The organism is Oleiagrimonas sp. C23AA (assembly GCF_011759385.1).
Classification (GTDB): domain Bacteria; phylum Pseudomonadota; class Gammaproteobacteria; order Xanthomonadales; family Rhodanobacteraceae; genus Oleiagrimonas.
In genome coordinates this window covers 296,015-321,458 of the sequence record NZ_JAARLY010000005.1, presented here as the reverse complement: position 1 = coordinate 321,458, position 25,444 = coordinate 296,015, and the positions used below count along the sequence as shown (strand labels likewise).

General features: G+C 59.4%; 19 protein-coding genes. All 19 read left to right on the top strand.

What is annotated here, in order from left to right:
* Position 1: 1 nt before the first annotated feature.
* The 19 genes from HBF24_RS10875 (at position 2) to HBF24_RS10785 (ending at position 25,399) form a co-directional block, all read left to right on the top strand.
* On the top strand, positions 2 to 1,072 hold the full coding sequence (locus tag HBF24_RS10875; RefSeq protein ID WP_167172744.1) for an AAA family ATPase: 1,071 nt from the start codon (positions 2 to 4) through the stop codon (positions 1,070 to 1,072).
* Positions 1,069 to 2,013 carry an XrtA system polysaccharide deacetylase gene (locus HBF24_RS10870; RefSeq protein WP_167172742.1) on the top strand — a complete coding sequence of 315 codons (945 nt, stop codon included), beginning with the start codon at positions 1,069 to 1,071 and terminating at the stop codon, positions 2,011 to 2,013. The genes HBF24_RS10875 and HBF24_RS10870 overlap by 4 nt, the downstream gene beginning before the upstream one ends.
* The gene (locus HBF24_RS10865; protein WP_167172740.1) at positions 1,994 to 3,055 is read left to right on the top strand and encodes a FemAB family XrtA/PEP-CTERM system-associated protein; all 1,062 of its coding nucleotides are present in this window, start codon (positions 1,994 to 1,996) and stop codon (positions 3,053 to 3,055) included. Before HBF24_RS10870 ends, HBF24_RS10865 begins: the two co-directional genes overlap by 20 nt.
* A gap of 7 nt (positions 3,056 to 3,062) precedes the next feature.
* Positions 3,063 to 4,313 carry a TIGR03087 family PEP-CTERM/XrtA system glycosyltransferase gene (locus HBF24_RS10860; RefSeq protein ID WP_167172738.1) on the top strand — a complete coding sequence of 417 codons (1,251 nt, stop codon included), beginning with the start codon at positions 3,063 to 3,065 and terminating at the stop codon, positions 4,311 to 4,313.
* Positions 4,310 to 5,860 (top strand): exosortase A, encoded by a 1,551-nt coding sequence (gene xrtA / locus HBF24_RS10855; RefSeq protein ID WP_343162750.1) that lies wholly within the window; start codon positions 4,310 to 4,312, stop codon positions 5,858 to 5,860. The genes HBF24_RS10860 and xrtA overlap by 4 nt, the downstream gene beginning before the upstream one ends.
* On the top strand, positions 5,857 to 7,050 hold the full coding sequence (locus HBF24_RS10850) for a TIGR03088 family PEP-CTERM/XrtA system glycosyltransferase (protein WP_167172734.1): 1,194 nt from the start codon (positions 5,857 to 5,859) through the stop codon (positions 7,048 to 7,050). Before xrtA ends, HBF24_RS10850 begins: the two co-directional genes overlap by 4 nt.
* A gap of 3 nt (positions 7,051 to 7,053) precedes the next feature.
* On the top strand, positions 7,054 to 9,009 hold the full coding sequence (locus HBF24_RS10845; RefSeq protein ID WP_167172732.1) for an XrtA/PEP-CTERM system amidotransferase: 1,956 nt from the start codon (positions 7,054 to 7,056) through the stop codon (positions 9,007 to 9,009).
* Positions 9,006 to 10,010 (top strand): sulfotransferase, encoded by a 1,005-nt coding sequence (locus tag HBF24_RS10840; RefSeq protein WP_167172730.1) that lies wholly within the window; start codon positions 9,006 to 9,008, stop codon positions 10,008 to 10,010. Before HBF24_RS10845 ends, HBF24_RS10840 begins: the two co-directional genes overlap by 4 nt.
* A complete protein-coding gene (locus tag HBF24_RS10835; protein ID WP_167172728.1) occupies positions 10,007 to 11,323 on the top strand; it encodes a glycosyltransferase family 4 protein in 1,317 nt (438 codons plus the stop codon). Before HBF24_RS10840 ends, HBF24_RS10835 begins: the two co-directional genes overlap by 4 nt.
* Positions 11,324 to 11,331: 8 nt before the next feature.
* Complete coding sequence (locus HBF24_RS10830; protein ID WP_240922448.1) at positions 11,332 to 12,612, top strand: TIGR04063 family PEP-CTERM/XrtA system glycosyltransferase; 1,281 nt, start codon at positions 11,332 to 11,334, stop codon at positions 12,610 to 12,612.
* Entirely contained in the window at positions 12,612 to 13,814 is a 1,203-nt protein-coding gene (locus tag HBF24_RS10825; protein WP_167172726.1) for an FAD-dependent oxidoreductase, read from the top strand. The genes HBF24_RS10830 and HBF24_RS10825 overlap by 1 nt, the downstream gene beginning before the upstream one ends.
* Positions 13,814 to 14,932 (top strand): pectate lyase, encoded by a 1,119-nt coding sequence (locus HBF24_RS10820; protein WP_167172724.1) that lies wholly within the window; start codon positions 13,814 to 13,816, stop codon positions 14,930 to 14,932. Before HBF24_RS10825 ends, HBF24_RS10820 begins: the two co-directional genes overlap by 1 nt.
* Positions 14,933 to 14,936: 4 nt before the next feature.
* Positions 14,937 to 16,262: a putative O-glycosylation ligase, exosortase A system-associated gene (locus tag HBF24_RS10815; RefSeq protein WP_167172722.1), complete on the top strand. Its 1,326-nt coding sequence runs from the start codon at positions 14,937 to 14,939 to the stop codon at positions 16,260 to 16,262.
* Between the two features lie 13 nt (positions 16,263 to 16,275).
* Entirely contained in the window at positions 16,276 to 17,514 is a 1,239-nt protein-coding gene (locus HBF24_RS10810) for a glycosyltransferase family 4 protein (protein WP_167172720.1), read from the top strand.
* A gap of 139 nt (positions 17,515 to 17,653) precedes the next feature.
* On the top strand, positions 17,654 to 18,514 hold the full coding sequence (locus tag HBF24_RS10805) for a class I SAM-dependent methyltransferase (protein WP_167172718.1): 861 nt from the start codon (positions 17,654 to 17,656) through the stop codon (positions 18,512 to 18,514).
* Positions 18,515 to 18,958: 444 nt separating this feature from the next.
* On the top strand, positions 18,959 to 20,422 hold the full coding sequence (locus HBF24_RS10800) for an asparagine synthase (protein ID WP_240922447.1): 1,464 nt from the start codon (positions 18,959 to 18,961) through the stop codon (positions 20,420 to 20,422).
* Between the two features lie 374 nt (positions 20,423 to 20,796).
* The gene (locus HBF24_RS10795) at positions 20,797 to 22,605 is read left to right on the top strand and encodes a hypothetical protein (protein ID WP_167172714.1); all 1,809 of its coding nucleotides are present in this window, start codon (positions 20,797 to 20,799) and stop codon (positions 22,603 to 22,605) included.
* A gap of 229 nt (positions 22,606 to 22,834) precedes the next feature.
* Positions 22,835 to 24,277, top strand: a complete 1,443-nt coding sequence (locus HBF24_RS10790; protein WP_167172712.1) for an oligosaccharide flippase family protein — start codon at positions 22,835 to 22,837, stop codon at positions 24,275 to 24,277.
* Entirely contained in the window at positions 24,278 to 25,399 is a 1,122-nt protein-coding gene (locus HBF24_RS10785; protein WP_167172710.1) for a CapA family protein, read from the top strand.
* Positions 25,400 to 25,444 lie beyond the last annotated feature (45 nt).

Sequence of the window (25,444 nt, the reverse complement as noted above, 5' to 3'; positions counted from 1 at the left end):
TATGTATCAGGCGTTTTACAACCTTCGCGGCAAGCCCTTTCAGCTGACGCCAGATGCGGCCATGCTGTTTCCCAGCAAGGGGCACAAGCGCGCCATGGCGTATCTGCTTTATGGCCTTGAGCAGGGCGAGGGCTTCGTGATGATCACGGGGCCTGTCGGTACCGGCAAGACGCTGCTTATCCAGCGCCTGCTGGAGGAGGTGGCACATCGCCAGATAGCGATGGCCAGCATTGCTTCGGCCAACTTGGGAAGCGAGGATATTCTACCGGCGGTGGCGTCGGCCTTCGATCTGCCCTATGAGCGGCGCAGCAAGGAGGCGTTGCTGCAGGATCTGAAGCGACATCTCAAGACGCTTCGTGAGCGGCATGCGCACGCCCTGTTGGTGGTGGACGAGGCGCAGACGTTGACGCCGTCGGCGCTGGAAATGCTTCGCATCCTGTCCAACATGGAGTGTGATGGTCGTGCGCTTTTGCAGGTGTTCCTGGTTGGTCAGAGTGAACTACGCGGGTTGATCATCAACAATCGCATGGAGCAGCTGCGTCAGCGAGTGATTGTCTCCCATCGCCTGGAGCCTTTAGGCGAGGAGGAGAGTCGGGCGTATATTTTGCACCGCTTGCAGGCGGTGGGCTGGGACCATGACCCAGACTTCACGCCGGGGATCTTTTCGACCGTCTACGAGGCCAGTCGAGGCATTCCTCGTCGCATCAACCTGATCATGGACCGGTTGCTGCTGCACGGATATCTGGAGGAGCTGCACGAGCTTGATGATGTGGCTGTGGCCACGGTGCTCGAAGAAATCCGTGATGAGATGCCTGAGATGCCAGCGACCCTGGAGGCATCCGAAACCCCTTATGCACCAGGCGCCACGCAGAATCCGGCTGCCTCTGCGCAGGAAGCCCAATACACCAAGCTGGAAATGAACGCCAACAAGGTGTTGCTGCGCTTGATGCGGGAAACTATTCGTCTTCGCAAGACGATCCACCAGCGATCTGTAGCTTCGGTGACCGAGGATGACGATACGGAAGGCCGTGATCGTACCGGTGGCGACATGCCGGAAGATGGCGACAAATGAATCTGAAGTCGCCGCAATCCAGTCCTGTGATCAATGCCATGACGGTGGATGTGGAGGATTACTTCCAGGTCGCCGCGTTCGAGGACTGCATCCATCGTCAGGACTGGGGGCATTGGCCAGTGCGTGTCGAGGCCAACACGCGACGCGTGCTTGAGCTTTTCGAGGGTCATGATGTGCACGCCACTTTCTTCATCCTGGGCTGGGTGGCTGAACGCTTTCCGGCGCTGATGCGAGAGATAGCGGCAGCAGGTCACGAGGTAGCCAGCCACGGTTTTGGTCATGAGCGCATCACCACACTCAGCCGGGCGGCTTTCAGTGAGGGGGTTGTGCGCACCAAGCACATGTTGGAAGACCTGACCGGTACCGCTGTGCGCGGCTATCGGGCGCCCAGTTATTCCGTTGGTCCGACCACCCTCTGGGCCTATGAGGCACTTCGAGAGGCGGGCTATGACTACAGCTCCAGCATCGTACCCATTCGTCATGACCTTTATGGCATGCCGGAAGCGCCGCGATTTGCCTTTTTCACCAAACACGAAGGCATGCTTGAAATTCCTGTGACCACCATGCGGATGTGGAACCGCAACTGGCCGTGTGGCGGTGGTGGTTATTTCCGGCTGTTGCCCTATGCGCTGTTCAGGCGTGGGCTGCGCCGTGTCAATCGGCGGGAATCGCGTTCGGGCGTGTTCTATTTTCACCCCTGGGAGGTTGATCCGGATCAGCCTCGCGTCCCCGGGGTGACGACGAAGAATCGCGTGCGGCACTATCTCAACCTGGCACGCACCGCGCCCCGTATCGAGCAATTGGTGCGCGATTTCCGCTTTGACCGCATGGACAAGGTTTTTCTCGCTCCCGGACATGCCGATTACCCGGTGGTAACGCTGCAGCCCGATGCACCCACTGCGCACCAAGGGGGGATTTCGCATGCGCGTCCATTCGGATGACGGTCATCTCGTCAGTTCACCCGTGGTCAGGCGTTTGCAGCACGGCGACGAGGGACGCTGGGACGCGTTCGTAACCACCGAGCCGCGGGCAACCTTTTTCCATCTGAGTGCTTGGCGAAAGATCATTCAGAACGTTTTGCGGCATCGTTGTCACTACCTGTACGCCGAGCAGAACGGATCGATCACCGGTGTGCTGCCTCTTGCCGAAATTCGTAGCCGTCTATTTGGTCATGCGCTTATTTCGACGCCATTTTGTGTCTATGGCGGTGCCGTCGCACGCGACGACGAAAGCGAGCGGCAACTGAGGGCGGCGGCCAAGGTGCTGGCCGATGATCTGCAGGTGGATTATCTCGAGTTGCGTGATCGCGAGCAGCGCCAGCATGACTGGCCGATCAAGGACCTTTACGTCAGCTTTCGCAAAGCCATCCATCCGGATCACGAGCAAAACATGAAGGCGATTCCGCGCAAGCAGCGGGCCATGGTGCGCAAGGGCATCAAGGCAAATCTGCAGGCGCATCACGGACGGGACCTGGACAGTTTCTACCGCGTCTACGCCGAAAGTGTGCGTAACCTGGGCACGCCCGTGCTGCCACTCAAATATTACCGGCAGCTGCTGCAGAGCTTCGGTGACGACTGTGAAGTAACGGTGGTCAGTCACGAAGGTCAGCCGGTGGCGGCGGTGATGAGCTTTTACTTCCGTGATGAAGTGCATCCCTATTACGGGGGAAGCGTGGCGCGAGGTCGTGATCTGGCCGCCAACGATTTCATGTACTGGTCGTTGATGCAGCGTGCCACCGAGCGCGGCGCGCGCGTGTTCGACTTCGGACGCAGCAAGCAGGGCACGGGATCGCATGATTTCAAGAAGCACTGGGGTTTCGAGCCCGAGCCGCTGTGCTACGCCTACTACCTGGTGCGGGCCGACGAGGTGCCGAATGTCAGCCCCACCAATCGTAAGTATGCAGCGTTCATCAAAGCCTGGCAGCGACTGCCGTTACCGGTGAGTCGTGTCATCGGTCCCTGGCTGGCACGCGATCTGGGATAGCGTTGCCATGCAATCGGTATTGTTTCTCTGCCACCGTTTGCCGTGGCCGCCCAACAAGGGCGACAAGATTCGCTCCTACCATGTGCTGCGCCGACTGGCCGAGCACTACAGGGTCTACCTGGGTACTTTCGTGGATGATTCCGCCGATTGGCCACACGTTGATGCGGTCGAGGCCCTGTGCGCGGACGTATGTGTGCGACCGCTGAACCGATGGGCATCACGTTGGCGGGCTTTGATGGCGCTCCTGCGTGGCCGGCCGCTCACCGTTGGCGTGTATCGAGATCGCGTTATGCGCGGCTGGATAGATCAAGTTATGGTCGAGCACAAGCCGGACGTGATCCTGTGCTATTCCTCGGGTGTGGCACCGCTGGCAATGCCTTTCAAGCAGACCCGGCGGGTGATGGATTTCGTCGATGCCGACTCGGACAAGTGGCGTCAATATGCGCGTGCTCATCATGGTGTGATGGGCATGGTTTACCGGCGCGAAGCGCGGCGTCTGGCGGCACTGGAGGCAGAGGTTGCGGAAAAGTTCGATGCCAGCGTGTTTGTCTCGGCAGCCGAAGCGGCATTCTTTCGCCGGCAAGTGCCTGCGCTGGCCGGGAAAATTCATGCGATCGCCAATGGCGTAGATGCCGATTACTGGAATCCGGATCAGGTGTACGCCAACCCTTACCCCGCGGGAGTGCACGCTATTGTCTTTGTGGGGGCCATGGATTACCGCGCCAATGTGCACGCCGCGCAGTGGTTCGCAAGCCAAGTCTGGCCGCGCATTCATCGCCAGATGCCTCATGCACGCTTCTATATCGTTGGCAGTAACCCGTCCGCGCAGGTGCGTGCGCTGGGAGAGCTTGACGGAATCACCGTTACTGGCAGGGTTGATGACGTACGGCCATGGCTTGCGCACGCGCATGCTGTGACGGCGCCGCTGCGCATTGCGCGAGGCATCCAAAACAAGGTGCTGGAAGCGATGGCCATGGAGAAGGTGATCCTGGCCACTCCCGAAGCCTGGGAGGGTATTGCTGACTTCCCTGGCCGCGAGGGCTGCATCAGCGATGATCCCGAGACCATCGCGACGCAGGCGCTAAGTTATCTGCGTATGCCGTGTCCCAAGCGGGTACCGCAAGCCCGTGGCGAAGTGATGTCGCGCTACGCCTGGGAGGCTAGCCTTGACGCTTACGAAGCCTTGCTGCGGCCGGCACAGGAGCACGTCTTCGTCACGGTCGCCAGCGCCGGGCCAGGTCGGGAGACATGCTCGTGAGCAGCGTGTTGAAGGCTCGAGTGTTTGTGTTGGCGCGCGCTGCCGGCTGGCAGCGTGCGATCGCCGTTCTTGGTATGGCTGTTGTTGTGCTGTTGGCAGGCTTCTGGCAGACCATCAGGTCACTGTGGCAGGCATGGGCGGGGGACGGTACCTATCAATATGCCTTCCTGATCTTTCCATTGAGCTTATGGGTAGCGTTGACCCTGCGCCATGAGCTGATGGCCCGGCCAATCAAGCCCAGCGTTTGGGGCCTGACCATGGTGGGTGCGCTAGTGCTGGTGTGGTGGACCGGTCATCGGCTCGATATCAATCTGGCGCAGCATTTTGCCTTCGTGGCAATGTTTCCGGCGCTGGTGCTGGCCTGCTGGGGATGGCGTGCGCTCTGGGTGTTGGCGTTCCCCTTGGGCTACTTGGTGATTTTTGCCGTGCCCTGGGGGGATGGACTGGTGGGTCCGTTGCAGGATTTCACCGCACATTTCGCGGTACATGCGCTGGAATTGACTGGCATCCCGGTGCTGTTGAACGGTCGCGAGATACTTACGCCTACGGCAACCTGGATGGTGGAGGATGCCTGCAGCGGCGTGAAGTTCTTCGCTGCCTGCAGTGCATTGGGATGTCTATACGCCTATTTGATGTATCAATACATGTGGAAGCGGGTGGCATTTGTCGTGCTGTCTGCGGTAGTGCCGGTCTTGGCCAATGGCATCAGGGTGTATTTGACTGTGTTGATTGGCGAAACCTGGGGACTGAAGTACGCCTCGGGTACCGATCACATGGTGTTTGGCTGGCAGTTTTTCGGCGCGGTGCTGTTGCTGCTGTTGCTGCTGGGGTGGTTTTTCCGCGATCCACCCATGGCGCGGCAGGCTCCCGCTGAAGGGGGCGGCCAGATGGCGGGCTGGCGCGTGGCTCTATGGCCAGCGGCGATGGTACTGCTGATTGCAGGGCCGTTACTGGCTACCGGCAAGGCCAGGTCCATGCCCCCAGTCGGGACCTCTTTGACGGCGCCATCGGTCGCAGGCTGGTCAGTGGTCGGTGCAGGCGCTGACGGCTGGCAGCCAATGTTCCGGGGCGCCTCGAAGTGGATCCATGTCGCCTACCGATCAGCCTCGAGCGGCAGGGTGGTCGGATTTTTTCATGCCGCCTACCTTGGTCAGCCGCAGCGTGGGCATAACCTTATTACTTTCGGAAATCGCCTATACGATCCTGCGCAAGGGCAGGTGCTCAGCCAGTCCGCTCGATCACTGCAGCTGACTCAAGGTCAGCGTATCAAGCTTGGCGAGTTGTGGCTGAAGGGAGATACAGGTGCCCGGCTGGTCTGGTTCCGGTACTGCGTGAATCAGCGTTGCACGCGCTCTCCGGTGCTGGCTAAGTTGCTACAGGCATGGATTGTGCTGCGAGGACAACCGCCGCGATCCTCGGTGTGGGCATGGTCGACAGTCATCACTCATGACGATGCAGAGCAAGCCAGGCGTGATTTGGCACAGTTTGCTCATGCGTTGCCCAGGCGTGACCTGCTGCCGCCAGCTGACGCTGGAGAACGCCCATGAGTCGCCGTCCGCTGATTGCGCATGTGCTTTACCGCCTGGATACCGGCGGCATGGAGCAGATGCTTGTAAGGTTGATCAACGGCACCTGTCATCACTATCGCCATGCGGTGATCTGCCTGCAGGGTTATGGCGATTTTCGGGATCGAATCGAGCCCGAGGATGTTCGCTGCCTGGCGCTGGACAAACGGCCCGGCAAGGACTGGCGTTGCTATCTGCGGTTGTGGCGAGTACTGCGAAGCGTGAAGCCGGATATCGTCCATACCTATAATTTTGGGGCACTGGACACGGCACCTGTCGCGCGGCTGGCCGGTGTCAGGCGTGTTGTCCACGCCGAGCGGGGAAGAGATGCCGCGGACCCAAACGGCGAGAACCGGAAATATCGATTGCTGCGTCGCGGGCTGCTGCCCTTTATCGACCGCTATCTCGCCGTCTCGGCGGATTTGCGCAACTGGCTGACGGCCAACGTGGGCATTCCGGCCGAGCGGGTGACATGCATCCCCAACGGGATCGATGTGGCGGCCTTTGCCGACGCAAGCAGCGATCCGGCTGAGCGCGTGCTACTGCGTGATTTCGCTCCACCTGGCAGTTTGCTGATTGGCACTGTGGGTCGGCTTGACGCGGTCAAGGACCAGACCGGGTTGATCAGTGCCTTCGGCTGCCTATGTGAAGCGCTGCCCGACCAGCGGACACGTCTGCGCCTGGTGGTGGTGGGAGAGGGCACACAGCGTCCTGCGCTGGAATCCCACATTGCGCACTTGGGACTTTCCGGGCAGGTTAGGTTGCTGGGCAATCGCAGCGACATTCCGGCCTTGCTGGCTGAGTTTGATGTCTTTGCGTTGTCTTCCATCGCCGAGGGCATGCCCGGGGTGCTGCTGGAAGCCATGGCCTCCGGGCTGCCGGTGGTGGCCACGCAGGTTGGCGGCGTCGGTGAGGTGGTGGTCGATGGGGTGACAGGAACGCTGGTGCCCGCCAGTCAGCCGCGGGCGTTCTCCATGGCACTGGCTGAATACATCATGCATAGCTCGTTGCGGCGTCAGCACGGCAGGGCCGGGCGTGACACCGCGCTGGCGCAATTCAGTCTGCAGACCATGCTGGACGCGTATACCGCGCTCTACGATAGCTTGCTCGTTAGTGACAGCGATCGAGAGGACATGGCGGCCGAGGGTATAGGCAAGCGGGGGGAGGATTAGCTCATGTGCGGTCTGGCTGGAATCGTAGCAGAGGGCCGAGAGGCCGGGGTGCGCCGGGAGCACCTTCTCGCCATGCGGGAAGCGCAGCGCCACCGCGGTCCCGACGAGGCCGGCATACACGTGGCCGCGGGCGTCGGGCTTGCGCACCGTCGTCTGTCCATCATCGATCTCAGCCATGGTCAGCAACCCATGCTGGACGAAGCGGCCGGACTGGCGCTGGTCTACAACGGCGAGCTGTACAATTGCCCGTTGCTGAAGGCCGAGCTGGAACAACAGGGTGTCACCTTCAGCAGCCATAGTGACACCGAGGTGCTGTTGCGGGCCTGGCAGCAGGGTGGCGAGCAGTGCCTGCCACAGTTACGGGGCATGTTCGCGTTCGCGATGTGGGATGCGCGCGCCGAGCGCATCTTTCTGGCCCGCGACCACTTGGGCATCAAGCCGCTCTACTACGGTTTCACGCGTCGTGGCGACTTGGTGTTCGCCTCCGAGCTCAAGGGCCTGATCGCGCACCCGGACGTGGATCGCCAGCTCGATCCACAGGCACTGGAGGACTACCTGGCGCTGGGCTATGTGCCCGATCCGAAGAGCATCTACAAGGGGATATTCAAGCTGCCTCCGGGGCACTGGCTGAGCTGGCGAGCGGGTGAGCCGGTCCCCCTGCCGCGCCAGTATTGGGACCTGCCCTTTGATGTCGACCAGAGCCTTGGGATCGATGAGGCGACAGCGCGGCTGCGCAGCCTGTTGGACGAGTCGGTAGCCAGCCAGATGGTGTCCGATGTTCCCCTGGGGGCCTTCCTGTCTGGAGGCGTCGATTCCAGTGCCGTGGTGGCAAGCATGAGCCGTGGCTCGCAGGCGCCGGTCAATACCTGCTCGATCGGTTTCGATCAACGTGGCTTTGACGAAACGGTCTATGCGCGGCAGGTAGCGCGGCACCTTCACACCAACCATTTCGAAGAGCACGTCGACACGAAGGACTACGACCTTCTTGACACGCTGGCCGCCACCTACGACGAGCCGTTCGCCGACAGTTCCGCGCTGCCCACCTGGCGGGTGTGCCAGTTGGCCCGCAAACATGTGACCGTGGCGCTGTCCGGTGACGGCGGCGACGAGAATTTCGCCGGCTATCGACGCTACCGGCTGCATGCCTGGGAAAGCGCGTTGCGCGCGCGCGTGCCGGCGGGGGTGAGAAAGCCGCTATTCGGTCTGCTTGGTGGCCTCTATCCCAAGGCGGACTGGGCGCCGCGTCCGCTGCGTGCCAAGACCACCTTGCAAGCTCTGGCGCGGGACGATGCGGAAGCCTATTTTCACAGTGTCAGCATCACCTCGACGGCTATGCGCGGCTCACTCTACAGCGCCGCTTTCAGACGTGACCTGCAGGGTTATGACGCGCTGGAAGTGTTTCGTGACCATGCCCGGCGTGCGCCGACCGATCATCCCTTGTCGCTGGCCCAGTATCTTGACTTCAAGACCTGGCTTCCCGGAGACATCCTGACCAAGGTCGATCGTGCCAGCATGGCGCATAGCTTGGAGGTGCGCGTGCCGGTGCTCGACCATCGGCTGGTCGAATGGGCGTCGAGCGTGCCACCTGCGCTGAAGCTGCGTGGCGGTGAAGGCAAGTTCATCTTCAAGAAGATGCTTGAACCGGACCTGCCGCACGAGGTGCTTTACAGGTCCAAGATGGGTTTTCGCGTGCCCGTGGCCGCGTGGTTTCGCGGCGCGCTGCGCAGCCGGTTGCAGCAGTCGCTGATGCAGGGGGCGCTTGCCGAGTCAGGTTATTTCGAGCCGGCGATGGTCGCGCGCCTGGTGCATCAGCACGTATCCGGTCAACGCGACCACAGCCCGACGCTGTGGAGTCTTTTGATGCTGGATGCTTTCCTGCGCCGTACGCAGGGCCAGGCTGACGGCCTGGCCGCAGGTGAACTCCTGCGACAGGTGCCGGCGGCGGAGGCGTCGTCATGAGCCGGTGCATTCTTGTCTTCGGTATGCCGCGCTCCGGAACGACCTGGGTCGGCAAGTTGTTCGACAGTCATCCAGACACCTTGTATCGGCACGAGCCTGACAGTCTGCGCCGGTTGTCCATGCCGCTGTTCCCGGACATGGGCGACGCTTCCGCGTTTCGCACCGAGCTGCAGGGTTACCTGGCGCAGGTACCGAAGATGCGCTCGCCGGAAGTGGTCGGCAAGCAGCCGCTGTTCCCCAAGAGTTACCTGTCTTCCGTCCAACTTTCCACCTATCGCGCCAGCGTACTGGCAGCCAAGCTGGCCAGTCGTCTGCGTCGGCACTTCCCCGCGCCATATCGGCCCACTGCGGATAGCTCGAGTCACACGCGTCTGGTCTGGAAGTCCATCGAGTCGATGGGACGCCTGGGGGTGTGTGTCGATGCCCTGCCGTCGGCCCGTGCCATTCACTTGATGCGCCATCCATGCGGTTACGTGGCATCGGTGCTGCGTGGCGAGGCGGCACAGCGGTTCAGCGATGTGCAGCCAAGTGCCAATGACCTGTGGTTGCTTAAGATGCTGCTGGCGACCCCTACCGCGAAGCGTCACCGTCTTGATCTGGACGAGATCGCAAAACTCAGGCCCGAGGAGCGCCTGGCATGGCGTTGGGTGCTGATGCAGGAAAAGGTCCTCGCCGACATCGGGCACAGCGAGCGCGTACTCACCCTTCGGTACGAGGATATTTGTGCCGAGCCTGTGGCGATGACCCAGCGTATGTTCCAGTTCACCGGTCTGGACTGGCATCCGCAGTCCGAACGATTTGTCCAGGCCAGTACGCAGGAGGCGCAGAGCGGGTACTACAGCGTGTTCAAGAATCCGCTTCGCTCGGCCGAGCGCTGGCGCTCGGAGTTGCCGCCAGAGGTTATTAATAAAATACAGGTTATCTTGAGTAAAAGCTCGATTTCTTATTTATATCCTGAGAATATAAATAATCCAGTTTCATCATCGGAGGCGTTGTCATGAATACGTCACCTATCACTGATATCGCTGTTGATGGACGTTCCTTCGCGGGTACAAAAAGCCCAAGCGCTGTATCATCCGCTGACGCAATATCTCCCGAAGACGCGGAGTTGTCGAAAATTCGTCTTCTGGTATTCACGAGCTTGTACCCAAATGTAGCGCAGCCTCGCCATGGAATATTTGTTGAAGAGCGCCTTCGCCACTTGGTGGATTCCGGTCGTATTGCAGCGACTGTTATTGCTCCTGTGCCGTGGTTTCCTTTTAAAAACAAGATATTTGGCTCTTATGCTGCCTTTGCCAAGGTGCCTGAATATGAAGAGCGTCACGGCATAAAAATTAGACACCCTCGATATCTAGTGATTCCAAAGGTTGGTATGAGCCTAGCACCTTCACTGATGTTTCGTGCGCTGCTTTCGGTGGTTCGTCGTGTCTTACGAGAAGACTCCAAATATGATTTAATAGATGCGCATTACCTTTACCCAGATGGTGTTGCCGCAACGGCCATCGGTTCTCGCTTGGGGTTGCCTGTGGTTCTCACAGCACGTGGTAATGACGTGACCCTTATTCCGCGCTACAGAAGCCCTCGGCGGGCCATATTGTGTGCGTGTAAACGTGCAGCTGCAGTTGTCACCGTCTCGAATGCTTTGCGTGATCAACTGGTTAATCTGGGTGTAAGCGCATCTGATGTTAGTGTTTTGCGCAATGGTGTCGATCTTAATCGCTTTAAGCCTGTCGCTTGCGATAAAAGGCGCAAGCCCATGGATTTTTCTGGCTCGGTGTGGCTTACGGTTGGCCATCTCATCGAGCGCAAGGGGGTCCATATCGTCATTGAAGCTTTGGCACGCGTTTCGAGTGTAACGCTTCTGGTTGTCGGCGATGGCCCGCAAGAACGCACTCTACGAGGGTTGGTTGAAAGGCTGGGCTTGGGCACGAGAGTGAAGTTTCTCGGTGCTAAACCACATGCCGAATTGATTAACTACTACAACATGGCAGATACGACGGTGCTCGCTTCCAGCCGTGAGGGCATGCCCAATGTGGTCTTGGAGTCGCTGGGGTGCGGCACGCCGGTAGTGGCCGCTCCATTTGCCGGAGTCACCGAAGTGTTGACGGCCCCGGAAGCTGGAGAAATTGCCTTGGAGCGAAGTGCCGACGCGATCGTGTCCGCGTGGCTGCGACTCAAGCAACGCTCGCCCAAGCGCTCAGCTACTAGAGCTTTTGCGGAGCAGCTTGGGTGGGATCCTGTTGTGAAAGCACAGCATGCACTCTATGCCCGGGTCTTGGCTAAGGTGGTCGATCCGGAAATCGAGAGAAAGTGATGGTGGGGATGGCGAACAACACCTTGCGACCGGAGCATCCGACAGGCGCTGAAGAGCGACCGTTGCGGATTTTGCACGTGCTCGATCATTCATTGCCGCTGCACAGTGGGTATACGTTCCGCACGCTCGCCATCCTCAATCAGCAGCGCGCGTTGGGGTGGCAGACGTTTCATGTAACCAGCCCCAAGCAGGGAAATGGCGAGGTGCGCGAAGAACAGATCGACGAGTGGTCCTTTTTCCGCACGCCGCCGGTGGGCGGTTTAACGGGCCGGTTGCCGCTGCTGCGCCACCGCGGCCTGATGGGCGCATTGCGCCGCCGGCTTGCCGAGGTGGTCGACCAGGTACGGCCGGACATCATCCATGCCCATTCGCCGGTGTTGAACGCGATACCGGCCTTGTCGGTTGGTCGGGAGAAAGGCATCCCGGTGGTCTACGAGGTGCGTGCCTTCTGGGAGGACGCGGCCGCCGATCACGGTACCGCGGCGGAGTGGGGGCTTCGCTACCGCCTGACGCGAGCGCTGGAGACGCGGGCACTACGGCGTGCCGATGCCGTGACGACCATCTGCGAGGGCCTGCGCAAGGACATGCTTGGGCGCGGTCTGGCAGCTGACCGCATCACGGTCATTCCCAACGCGGTGGATGTTTCCACCTTTGCGTTCCAGGAGCGGGCCGATGCGACCTTGCAGCAGCATTACGGCCTGACGCCCGGAAAGACGCTGGGGTTCGCCGGCTCCTTTTATGCCTATGAGGGGCTCGATCTTCTGCTGCGCGCCATGCCCGAGGTACTACGCAACGATCCGCAGATCCGGCTGATGCTGGTCGGTGGAGGACCGCAGGAGGCCTCTCTGAAGGCGCTACGTGACGAGCTTGGTCTAGAGCACGCAGTGCACTTCACGGGTCGCGTGCCGCATGCCGAAGTAGGGCGGTACTACAGTGTGATGGATGTGATGGTGTATCCGCGGGTCTCGCGGCGCCTGACCGATCTGGTGACGCCGCTGAAGCCGCTGGAGGCCATGGCCATGGGCAAGCTGGTGGCAGCCTCGGATGTCGGCGGGCATCGTGAATTGATCAATGATGGCGGCAACGGCCACCTATTTAAGGCTGATTCGGCGCAAGCCCTCGCCGCTCGTATTTTACAGCTTATGAAGCGCCCTGACGCCTGGAGCGAGGTCATCGCGAACGGTCGTGCGTTTGTCGAGCGCGAGCGTACCTGGCGGGCCAGTGTGGCGCGCTATCGCGATGTCTATGCGGGTGTGCTGGGAAAACGCGCGACCGTGGAGACGCGCTGATGCGCGTCGATACACCTGCGGTGATTGTAGGCGCCGGCCTCAACGGCTTGGGCGTGGCGCGCAGTCTGGCGCGTGCCGGCGTGCCGGCGTGGCTGCTGGACACCGATGAGCGACGCGCGGAGATGCGCACGCGTGCGGCGCGGCCGCTCAAAGTTGAGGCCTTGCATGGTGATGCCCTGGTCGACGCACTGGTGCATCTGGCAAGCACCCGCTTCGCCGGTCAGCGGCCGGTGTTGCTGTTGACCCAGGAAGAGAGCGTGCGTGCCGTATCGCACCAGCGTGAGCGCTTGTCGGCGCTATACCGTTTCAGCCTGCCACCTGTGGCGCTGGTCGACGCCTTGCAGCACAAGCAAGGCTTTCAGCGCCTGGCCGAGCAGCTGGGTGGTCCGATCCCTGCCTTGGTGCATATTCGCAAATTGGAAGACTTGTCGGCACTGGACCGCTTGCAGTTTCCGGTGGTGGTCAAGCCGGGTGAGCGACACGCCGAGTACAGCAAGCAGTTCAAAAAGGCATACCGGGTGGAACATGTCGCCGAAGCCTGCGAGCTGATCCGGCGCATATTGCCGGTGATGGATGACGTGGTGGTGCAGGAATGGACCGAAGGCCCCGATTCGAGCATCTATTTCTGTCTGCAGTATCTGGACCGACAGGGCCTGGTGACGGCATCGTTCACCGGCCGCAAGGTGCGTTCGTGGCCGCCCCAGGTGGGCGGCACGGCCAGCTGCATGCCGGCGCCAGAAGCACACGACGTGCTGTCGGCTCTGACCACCCGTTTCTTTCAACAGGCCGGGGTTACCGGCATGGCAGGCATGGAATACAAGCGCGATGTGCGCAGTGGCGAGTTTCGGATGGTCGAACCGACCATCGGTCGCACGGATTACCAGGCCGAGGTAGCCACACTCAATGGTGTCAACCTGCCATATGCGGCCTACTGTGCCGAACTGGGGCAGCCTGGGGCGCATTCTTCGCGGGCCGGGCGCTCGCTGGCCTGGCGGATGCGCTCGGAAGACGAGCAGTCTGCCGCCGCGCAGCAGCAGTCCATCGGTCAAGGGTTCGAAACGGTCGACCGGGTGTGCGACGCACTATGGCGATGGAATGATCCAATGCCGTACCTGATCCAAGCCATGCGTCGCATCCGCGGCGCGCTGAAAACCCGCAGTGCGAAATGGATGTCAGGTTCGCCCGCGGCCAGGAGCAAATGATGAACGTGGTTGCCAAACTTTTTTCCGGTCGCGCCGCCGCGCCCGCCGTGGATCCCTTGCGCGGCCTGCAGGCCGCCGCCGACTGGTTGGTGCGGGCACAGGATGTCGCTGGCAGCGGTGGCGTCAGCGCTTATTACGACGCCGCCAAGCGAACCTGGGCGGGGGCCTATCCGGAAACCACCGGATACATCATTCCCACGTTTTTCCGTTACGCCGCATTTTCGGGCCAGGACGAGTATCGGAAGCGCGCTATCCGCATGGCCGAATGGGAGTCCGATATCCAGCTCCCCGACGGTGGCGTGCGCGCTGGCACCATGGATGCCACACAGATCGCACCCACCATTTTCAATACCGGGCAGGTGCTGTTCGGCTGGTTGGCCGCCTGGCAGCAGACACAAGATGAGCGTTTCCGCACATCGATGGTGCGGGCCGCCGACTGGCTACTGGCAGCGCAGGACGCCGATGGCGCCTGGCGCCGGTTCGGGTCGCCCTTCGCCAACCACAGCGTCAACACCTATAACACCCGGGTCGCGTTCGGATTGGCCGCCGTTGGCCGTGAGCTTGGCCGGCAGGACTATATTGATGCGGCCGTGCACAACGTGGCTTGGGCGCTCACTCAGGCGCGCGCAAACGGCTGGCTGGAAAACAACGACCTTGAGGACAACCGGCGGCCTCTAACCCATACCATCGCCTATGCCACGCGAGGCATGCTCGAAGTCGGGTTGATTGCCGGAAATACACAGTTCACGGATATGGCCATGCGCATCGCCAAATCGGTCGCCGGCGCGCAGCGCGGCGATGGAGCGCTACCGGGTCGACTCGATGCCAACTGGCGCGCGGCGGCGCGCTGGACGTGCGTTACCGGCAATGCCCAAATGGCGATTATCTGGCAGCGCCTAAACCAAATCACAAGTGACGCGTCCTGGACGGTTTGGGCCGAGCGCGCCAACCGCTTCAATCTTTCCGTGCAGGACTTCGACAGCCAGGACAGCGGCGTGTGCGGAGGCATCCCCGGATCCCATCCGCGAAAAGGCGACTACATGAGACATCGCTACCCAAACTGGGCGGCCAAGTTCTTCATGGACGCGTTGATGCTGCAGCTTAGGGGCGGTGTTTAGCCGTATGCGCGATATCGCCCTGACGCTGTTTATCTTTGGGATGGTTCCCTACGTTCTTATGCGTCCTTTCGTCGGCCTGCTGGTCTGGTCGTGGCTGGGCTACATGAATCCGCATCGTCTCTGTTACGGCTTTGCCTACAACTTTCCGTGGGTGATGGTCATTGCGGTGATGACGCTGGGCAGTCTGCTCGCCAGCAAGGAAAATAAGCGTATCCCCAGCTCGGCGACCCGTACTCTGTTGATAGTTTTTCTGCTCTGGACAGGCTTCACCACCGCGCTTGCGGTAGTTCCCGATGCTGCATGGCACCGTTGGCAGGAGTTTGCCAAGACCCTGGTGCTGGTATTTTCCACCCTGATGCTGATCAATAGCCGAGAACGCATGCGCTGGCTTATCTGGATTATCGTCGTCTCGCTGGGCTTCTACGGCGTCAAAGGGGGACTATTCACGATCCTGCGCGGCGGCTCCAACCATGTTTTCGGGCCTCCTGGCAGCTTTATTAGTGACAACAACGACCTGGCCCAGGCGCTATGCATGGTCCTGCCGCTGATGCGCTATCTGCAATTGCAGGCGCCCGACAAGCTGATACGTGCGGGTTTGGGCGTGGCGATGTTTTTCACCGTGGTCGGGATACTGGGCACCTATTCGCGGGGAGGGTTCGTGGCCCTTGCGGTGGTGATCATCGCTTTGTTCCTGAAAAGTCGTCGCCGTTTGACCCTGATCGTGGCTTTCGCGGCGGTGGGCGTGGTCGCCTACCATCTGATGCCCACACAGTGGATGGCACGCATGGATACGATTCAGCATGCCGATCAGGTCAACAGTTTCCAGACTCGGGTGCAGTCATGGGAATTTGCCAGCAATTTGGCACTGCATCGTCCTTTGACGGGAGGTGGCTTCAACGTTTACGAAAGTGATGCCATGTGGAGTCGCTATGGACCGGCAGGGGCGAAGCCACGAGCTGTCCACAGTGTATATTTTCGCGTGTTGGGAGAGCAGGGGCTTCCGGGCATCTGCCTGTTCCTGGCGTTGCTAGCGGTCAGCTGGCGGCATTGCGCCAAAGTACGGCGACAGACACGTCGGGAGCCTTCGCGGAAATGGGCTTTCGACTTGGCATCGATGTTCCAGGTTTGCCTGCTCGCCTACATGACAGCCGGTCTTGCGACCACCTCCAGCTACTTTGATATGACTTATCAGATCATGGCGATGTGCGCGGTTTTGTCCGCGCTGGTCAACGCCGAAGCTACGGCTTCTACGCCACACCAAGCCCAGACCGTCTCATCGGCCGGTTCTTTGGTATCAGGGCGGCTTGTCGATCATCCGGGCGCGAAGTGAAGGTGGGTGGCGCATGAGCAAAACAGTGATCATGATCGGCTTCCACTTTCCGCCATCGGCAATGAGCAGCGGCCACCTTCGGTTGCTGGCTTTCACTCGTTACCTGCCTGCCTGCGGATGGGATCCAGTGGTGCTGTCGGCAGTGCCGATGGCGTATGAGTCGGTGGATCCGGCCAGCGTCGAGGTGATTCCTGATCCCTGCCGCGTGCACCGTTCCTTCGCTCTGGATGCCAAGCGGCACATGGCAGTCATGGGTCGGTATCCGTCCATGTTGGCCTTACCAGACCGATGGGCCAGTTGGTGGCCCGCAGCGGTGTGGAGTGGGTTGCGGCTGATCCGTCGTCATCGGCCGCAGGCGATCTGGTCTACATTTCCCATCATGACCTCGCATTGCGTCGCCTATGCGCTGCATCGCTTGAGTGGACTGCCGTGGGTTGCCGACTTTCGCGATCCGGTATCCAGCTCGACGGCGGGCAAACATGCGCAGGCGGTGCGCTCCCAGGAGCGCTGGGAGCGCCGCGTGCTTGGACACGCCGCGCGTTCGGTGTTCACTACCCCTGGAGCGATGCGGCGCTGTGCCGAACGCTTTCCAGAGGCCAGCCAGGAAGGGCGTCTGGCAGTCGTTGCCAATGGTTACGACGAGGATGCCTTTGTCGGCCTTTTGGCTCGGTCTGCGCGCGCCGGCGGGCCACTGGTGCTGGTACACAGCGGCCTTTTGTACCCGGAGGGACGTAGCCCGGTTCCTTTTTTTGCCGCGCTTGCTCGCCTCAGGGAGAGCGGATACCTGGTGCCGGGAGCACTCAAGGTGATTCTCAGGGCTAGCGGCTCTGAATCGGTCTATGCGCGTGAGATACAGCGTCATGGACTTGACGATACAGTCATTCTGGCACCACAGGTCAGCAATAGCGAGGCGCTGCGCGAGCAGGCCGAGGCCGATGGGCTGCTGTTATTCCAGGGCAGCAAGTTCGATCTGCAGATTCCGGCCAAGGCTTACGAATACCTGCGCATTGGCAGGCCGATCCTGGCCCTGGTCGGTGCCGGTGGCGACACGGCATGCCTATTGCGCCAGTCCGGTGGCGCGGTTCTGGTGCCGGCCGACGATGTCGATGCCATTGCAGTGGGGCTGCAGGACTTCTTGCGGGCTTTGCAGCAGGGGACCACGTCATCGCCGAATCAGGACGCCGTGGCCGGCTATTCACGGCGTGCCGGTGCGGCAAAGCTTGCGTCACTGTTGGATGAGGTGAGCCGTTGAGCGGATATTACCGGGCGGTTGCCAGCCCCCTACGCGGCGGCATGCTTGTTGCTCGATACGCTGCGGATGGGCGCCAGGCTGCAGGTCCTGCCAGTACACCGTGCGTTGCATTGAACCACTTATTCGGATGAACCTTGGCATGCTAAAAGCAAAGACGTTTTTCGACATGCCGCCGATGCGTCTGACGCCGCGCATGGAGGAGGACTTTTTCACCTCCTTGATGATGCGCAACGGGACTTACAAGACGACCTTTCATGATCGTTTTGCCGAGGTCAATCCGTATCTTGTCAGGTATTTGAGGGAGCACGCTTCAGCATCACCGCAGGTGCTGGATATTGGTGTGTCCTCGGGCATCAGCACGCTTGAGCTCCATGAGAACCTGCGCGCAGGGGGGCTGAATGTACAGATGCTGGGCACGGACGTACTGATCGACGCCTTTCTGGTGACGGTATTTCCGGGCTGCCATGCATTGGTCGACCCGAGCGGATTTCCGCTGCGTTTCGATGTGCCGGGTGGCAGCATGAAGCCATGGGTCACACGTCGCGATTACTACAGCGGGGTGTTCATTGCTCGCAAGCTCATCAACAAACTTTTCACGTACCGCGCTCGACGCATGCTGGAACAATCTGACGCTGCCATAGTGCGGGCCGTGAAGCTGGTCACGCCACGAGCTCTGGTCGGAGCCGAAATCACCTTCTGTTGCGACGACGTCAGCCAATACAACCCTGCCTACGCTGCGCGGTTCGATTTCGTGCGCGCCGCGAACGTGCTCAACCGCGGCTACTTCAATGCCGCTGTGCTTAGCAGCATGGTCCGTAACATTGGACGCTACCTGCGACCGACCCATGGCAGTTTGTTCGTGACACGCACGCATGATGATCGCACTAACCACGGTACGCTTTTCCGCATGGCGGCCAATCAATACTTCGAGGTAGTCCATCGCTTCGGCTCTGGGTCGGAGGTCGAGGACGTGGTAACGCAAACTAGGATCACGCCGTGAATCGCTTGCCAGTTCAAGTAACTACGAAGCGGCAGCGACAAGCGCCAAGTATAGGCGAGGGTGATTTTTCCTGCCGTTTGCCGCCCGACAGAGACGCTACGAAGGCAAGTGACGAAGTCTGATGGAGGGCGCCCCCATGACCGTGAACGTGTTATCTGCTCGTGAGGCATCCTAGTGCTAAACGCAGTGTCAATTCTCTTGGTCGATGGCGATGCGGAGGGCGAGGCACGCGCCTTTCGTTCGCTGGAGCGACAGGGGTTTGTCCGCACTACGAGCGTCGACTTCGAAGGCGGAAGCTTGGTCGGTTGGAGACACGCCGAACAACGTGCCGCGGACGATGACTTCGTTCGTACGCCGTTTGGCGTTGCTTGCTGCGTGGGACCGCTGTGGTACCGGGGGCATTTCGGTAGGGCGGCGCTAGCGGCGCTCCTCAATGAAGTGCACATGTCTGGGCGTCTTGACGAGGGCGCGCTTCGCGGCAACTTTGCACTGTTCCTGAGTACGGGCGATCATACTTGGCTGCTGAACGACGCTCTCGGGTTTGTGCGCATTCATGCTAGCTCGGATGGTAGGTTTTTCACGACTAGCTGGCTAGCTGCTTGCGCCTATTTACCCACACGTGAACTTGATCCTGGTTCGGCTGTGGAGTACGTCCTGCTAGGGGCCGTTCATTCCCGTCATTCGGTAGTACGGGGGGTTAGTCTTCTTCCAATTGGTCACGCTAAAGATTTGGTTCGCCGTACCTCTTGGCAGCGTTTCCCCGACGGGCTGGTTCCCCCTTCGGTCAATTTCGACTCGCTTCCTGAGGCGCTGCGAGCCGTAGGCGAGCATCTCACTACAGTTTCTAAAGAGGTGGCTACGGCCTTTCCCAACAAGATCAATACGGCTTTGTCGGGCGGCTTCGATTCGCGCCTCATCGTCGCGGGACTGCTAGCAGCGGGTATTCGCCCCAATTTGTTTGTATACGGAGCTCCTGATTTTCCTGACGTCGCCATAGCGAGCGCCGTCGCAAGCAGTGTGGGACTCACACTGGAGACAATCAACAAGGCAGAAATCAATCGCGGCTTGTGCGAACTGGACATCAGAGAGCTGGAGCTGAGTGCTTTGTTTTTTGATGGGTTACCAAGTGATGGAATCGATGACCCTGGTGCGGATCGTAATACGCGGTTGCGCCAAACAGCAGAAGGCAACATTGCATTGAACGGTGGTGGTGGAGAAATTTTCAGAAATTTCTTTCATCTCCCAGATCGGCCCTTATCGGCGCTCGATCTCGTCAGAACCTTCTATCGTGGCTTCAGCAGACGTGCTTTTCGTGATAGCGAGGGAATGAAATCCTATGAAGCGAGACTCGTGTCATCAATGAGAGCTGTTCTGGGAGTGCAAAATAAATTTGCACATAATGGTGATCTCACCCGCTTTCAGATCGAGTTACTTTATCCCCTGTTTCGATGCCACTACTGGATGAGTGTTAACAATAGCTTGGCAATACGCCATGGATATTACATGACGCCGTTGGTGGATCTGAAATTAATTCGCCTTTCGCAGCGTCTTCCGTTGCGCTGGAAAAATGCCGGATATTTTGAGAGTCAACTTATCTCATTTCTACACTCGGATATTGCTAAACAGCCGAGTGCGCACGGTTTCAAATTCAGTGAGGGGCCGGGCCTAAGCGCGCGTCTTTCTGAAGTTGCGACGTGTTATCGACCCGTGGGGCTCCGGCCCATGATCAATGCGACGAGACGGCGCCTTGGTAAGGTGCGGGTAGCACCCACACAATTGAAACGATATCGCAAGCTTTTACCTGGGGAATGGGTAGTAGATTCTTTTCTTGATCTGTCGCACTTGCCAGACAATGTTTCCTTGGCACGTGCTCTAGCATTAGAGATTGTTTGGCGACGCATATTATAGCAAGAATTAACCACGTTAGTTCAGGAGGCCTCGATGGTTCAATAATATAATTGCCAGTAAAGTTTTACGGCTGGTGCTTCGACTCCTCGAGCTATTTCCTGAGCATTCACTCTTACTTTAGAGCCGCCGGCAGTATCGCTGCAGAGGAATTTTAGCCGGTGAAAGCTAGTTGTTTGCATCATGCCACCTTGTTTTTAAACAAAAAGCTATCGCCAAAGAGTCCGGACGTCCGAAAACATGGCTCCATTTGCGAGAGAGTCGACGATCGACATATCGGTGCGACCATTTGGCCACACGCCAGCACGAACGGTTGCGAGTTGAAGGTTGGTTGCGTGCTCTCTCATCCGCGTCAATCCCCTGAGGAGGGTCTAACAATGCACAAGCGTGAGTTTTTGCCGCGTCGGAGTTTCCTTCGCGGTTTACTTGGCTTGGCCGCCGTTCTGCCCATGCGACGCGCATTAGCTTGGTTACCAAGATCATCTATGGGTGGCGGACATCTAGTAACAGTCAAGGTCACAGATGGGTCTGGCAAGTTATGGTCAGCAAAGGCGTATGTTGGTGAAGATCCAAAGGAGCCATCGGTATATGCCAAGCTTGTCGACGACGCAGGGCATGAGCACCCAGGATTGACTGCTTGGTTCTATGCCGACGGTGTGGATGTTGGAGCTTGCCGTGCTGACAACGCCTACGATTACATCAACTGCAGACTGGCGATCACCTACGACGGGAGGACCATTCCTCATGCGCCTAGTAGCAAGACTGATGGCACCGTAGACTTCTGGAGAGGCTGCCGGATGCCGACGTCGCGGTACGGAGTTCAGGCGCCGATCCCGACAGGTGCGGACATCGATTGGACTCTGCTGCCAAGTTATACACGCGAATCACAGCCACTGTACGACGAGGCGCACGCGGGATATCGCGGTCAGCCGGCCGACTATACCTTCAACGGTATTGGTATCGCGTCACTCAAAGCCATGGGGGCGGGTGGGGAGCGAGCTGACATTGGCTATATGAGCAAATGGAATGTGGGTTTTATCGTAAACCAAACGGCGGCTGACTGGGCTGTTGTACGACGAGCGGATGACTGGGCTGGCGTATGGCCGATCTACTACTGTGATCCCGCTACTGGCGGCATCATAGATCGCACGGTTCATCCCCAAGCTAATTTTTTACCTCCAATTCAGAACGCAAGTTATCCAGAAAATCCGGTCGTTCCCTATGGGGGCACATATAATGGAGTGGTGTTGATACCACCAACCAGCAAGTGGAAGTCCTCCGGCAGTTCCCTTAAGCCTAACGGGGCGCACCTGACGTCTTTTGCGCTGTTGTCTGCAATGCTCACAAAGACGGCTCGTGATCGCGACCATGCGAGTTTCTGGGCGAATTATCCATTAATGGAAATTGGGCCTAAATACACGGAGCTTGGTGGTGTTGTGCACGGGGCTCAGCGCCGTTTTGCGTGGAGTCTTAGGAACCTTTTCATGGGCGGCTATGTTAGTGCCAACACAGATTATTTCTTCAAGGAAACATCCAGAAATTTGACCATCGCAAATGCGTTGGAAAAAAACGAATTTGGGATTATTGGAACAAATTTCCCCTATCCCGGAAAGGGGCCTGCTCAGGGCTATCGTGGTATGGCGGAATGGATGCAGAACTATCTCGCCATGACTCTTGATGCGGTTTCTTATAAGTTGAAAGAATGGAGGCCTTTTTCTCAATATGTTGCCAAGCTGGCGCTTGAGTGGTTCAAATATCCTTGGGTGATGCTTGGCACCCATTATGATTTAATTTGCCGCGAGCCAAATGGAAACGTGATGACCAATTTTACGCAAATAGTATATTACAGTCTAGTTGACACCCTGCATGGGAAATGGGACGCGGTCGACGCCAAGAAGCTCCTTGCAGCATCAACTGTGGAGGAGGCTTATAACATCGTTAAAAGCCAATATGCGGGTAGGGGCAAGAAGTGGGAAGGAAAATGCGTGAACGGAGTTTCGGATTTCCATGGCTATGTGGCATCCCCGGACGCTTATCCGGCAGGTTTTATCGCGGCCGTGGTGGCTGCCTACAACACAGGGGCCCCGGGCAGCCGCGCAGCGCTTGAGTATGTACGAGCATTGCCGACCAAGCCGGCTTATGCCCGAGATCAGAAATACCACCTGGTGCCGCGAGCGGATACCTAGGTGGCGACAGGCGTTCCGGTGGCCGGCATCCAGCGGGCCGGCGCCGGGATACTGGCAGGCGCATGCGATGCATGCTCTGGCGCGCCTGGAAGAGAAAGGGGGAGTGCATGGTGAGTGACAATCGGCGTACGTGTCTTCGGTCATTGACAGCGCCGAAGCTGGCACGCGAGGTACTCTATTCGCAGCTGTGCGCGGACACTGCTCGTGCCGCCGACCAATCTGACGTTATATGAGTTTGCGCAGAGAGGTGCTTCATTCGCTGAAGTGGCTGGCCGGCGCCCGCCTGGCCGGGCAGGCCATAGCGTGGACGATCACGCTGGTCGTTATCCGCATTCTCAAGCCTTCAGACTACGGGCTGATGGCCATCGCCGAGGTGTTGATCGGATTCGCGACCCTGTTCCAGGAGCTGGGATTGTTCTCGGCGATGGTCCAGAAACGCGATCTGAACGACCGTCACGTTGAGCAGGCGTTCGGCTTGCTGATTCTGATAAACAGCGGCATCTACCTTCTGGTGTTCGCCATGGCGCCGTTGCTGGCCGGGTTCTTTGGCGATCAGCGCCTGGTCGATATCGTGCGGGTACTGGGCATTCAGTTTCCGCTGGCATCATTCGGCGTAGTGCAGGACGCCATGCTGAGCCGCAGCATGCGCTTCAAGCAGAAGTCCCTGGCTAATCTGGTCATTGGACTAGGTAATGGCCTGACCACTCTGGGTTTTGCCTTGGCCGGCTTCGGGGTGTGGGCGCTGGTCTTCGGCAGCTTGGCCGGGGCTCTGGTACGTCCGTTCGCACTTGGCGTGGCGGCCCGGCACTGGTGCCGCCCGCGCTTTTCTCGAGACGGCATGTCGGAGATGTTGCGCTTCGGGAGCTTTGTCACTATCAGCAAGGTGCTTTGGTACGCCTATTCCCGCTCGGATGTTTTCATCATTGGCAAGATTCTGGGCAAGGAGCTTCTCGGTTTCTATTCCATCGCCATGCACCTGGCCTCGCTGCCCATGCAGAAGGTGTCAGAGATGCTCGACCAGGTCGGCTTTGCCGCTTACGCCTCGGTTCAACACGACATGGAGGCGATCCGGGGCCATTTTCTGCGCGTTATCCGTGTCCTGGGATTTATTTCATTTCCGGTGTTTTGGGGTATCTCCAGCGTTGCTCCAGACCTGGTAGCTGTGGTTCTGGGGCAGCGTTGGGAACGGGCAGTCATTCCCTTGCAGTTGCTGGGACTGGTTGGTCCCATTCGCATGATCGGGCACGGTAGTGGCTCGGTGTTGACGGCGATTGGCAAGCCGCATATCGGTACGCTAAGTCTGTTGCTGGCAATATTGATCATGCCTCCGGCGTTTTTCATTGGCACCTATTACGGCGGCTTGCTGGGCGCTTCGCTGGCCTGGGTCATTGGCTATCCCGTGCTGGTGCTGGCCCGCCTGCCGTTGTTGTTGCCACCGCTGGGGTTGGCCAGTCGCCAGTATTTTGCAGCAATGCTTGGACCAGCCACTGGCGGTGCGGTCATGTATTTGGCGGTGATGCTTGCTCGCGACCAGATCGCCGGGACCGTACAGGATCCGATAGTTGGCATGATTTTGCTGGTACTTGTCGGTACGGTGATCTATCCGGCTTTCATGTGGATATTCTGGCGTGGAGTTTGTAGAGAAGTGCTTGATCTGTTGAGGAAACGGTGAATGGGCAACAAGCACCTTCGACTGGTATTCGCAGGCGATGTTTGCCTGCCTTTCCTTAAGCGACTACCGCCGGGTGAACCGGCATTCGGGAGCTGGCCGGTCATCAAGGAGGACATTGGAGAGCACGACTTGCTGATAGGCAACCTGGAGTGCGCACTCGTGGACGAGCGGTGCGACCAGCAGGCACACGGGCAGTCGATGGCGACGCCGGTCGAACTGGCTTCGTTCCTGCGCGAGATTGGCTTTACAGATCTTTGCCTGGCCAACAACCACACCATGGACTGCGGTAGCGACGGGCTGGCGGCCACTCGTGACTGGATTGCGGACAATCAGATTCGCGCAGTCGGTGCGGGGAGCGACCTTCATGATGCCGAGGCTCCTGTGTTTCTGCAGCGCCATGGGTGTCGGGTGGCCCTTCTCGGAGCGTGTGACAAAAGCGAATTTTATGCTACCGAGGATCGAGCCGGAGTCGCGCCGTTGGAAAAGCGCCGACTTGGCGAACGCGTACGGGAGGCGGCCGCGCAGGCCGATCTGGTGGTGGTCATGTTGCATGCCGACCTGGAGTTTTCACAGGTGCCAGGCCGCTGGCGGCAGCGGCTATCGCGATGGCTCATTGAGCAGGGGGCGCAGCTTGTGATTCAGCATCACCCCCATGTGCTGCAGGGGGTGGAATCCTACCGTGGCGGGCTCATCGCCTATTCGCTGGGCAACTTTATTTTTCACCTGAATGGCAACAGCTACCAGGGCCATAAGCCCGGCGTGCACGACAGCGTGCTATTGGTGGTCGACTTGGAGATCGTCGACGGCCGGCCATCGATCACCCACCGCATTATCCCGCTGCACATCGGCGACGATCACGTGCCACATCGGCTTTCAGGGCCCGCTCACGAGGCGGCCTTGGAGCGGTTTCAGGCGCTTTCGGCCCTCATCGCTGATCGCCGGCAACATCGGAAGCTGTGGTTCCGACGCTGCCGTGAGGAAGCTGCCGCGCGTCTACTTCAGGCCTATTACGGACTCCGTCGCCGCGATATCGCCAGCGTGAAGTCCACGGCCCATCAATTGCTGACCTGCCGAGAAGATCGACGCTGGCTCCGCGGGCTGGCCACGCTCGGTTACCGCTAGCACCCGACGCGAGTGAGCGACCCTGCGAAGGGTGGCCGTGATTTA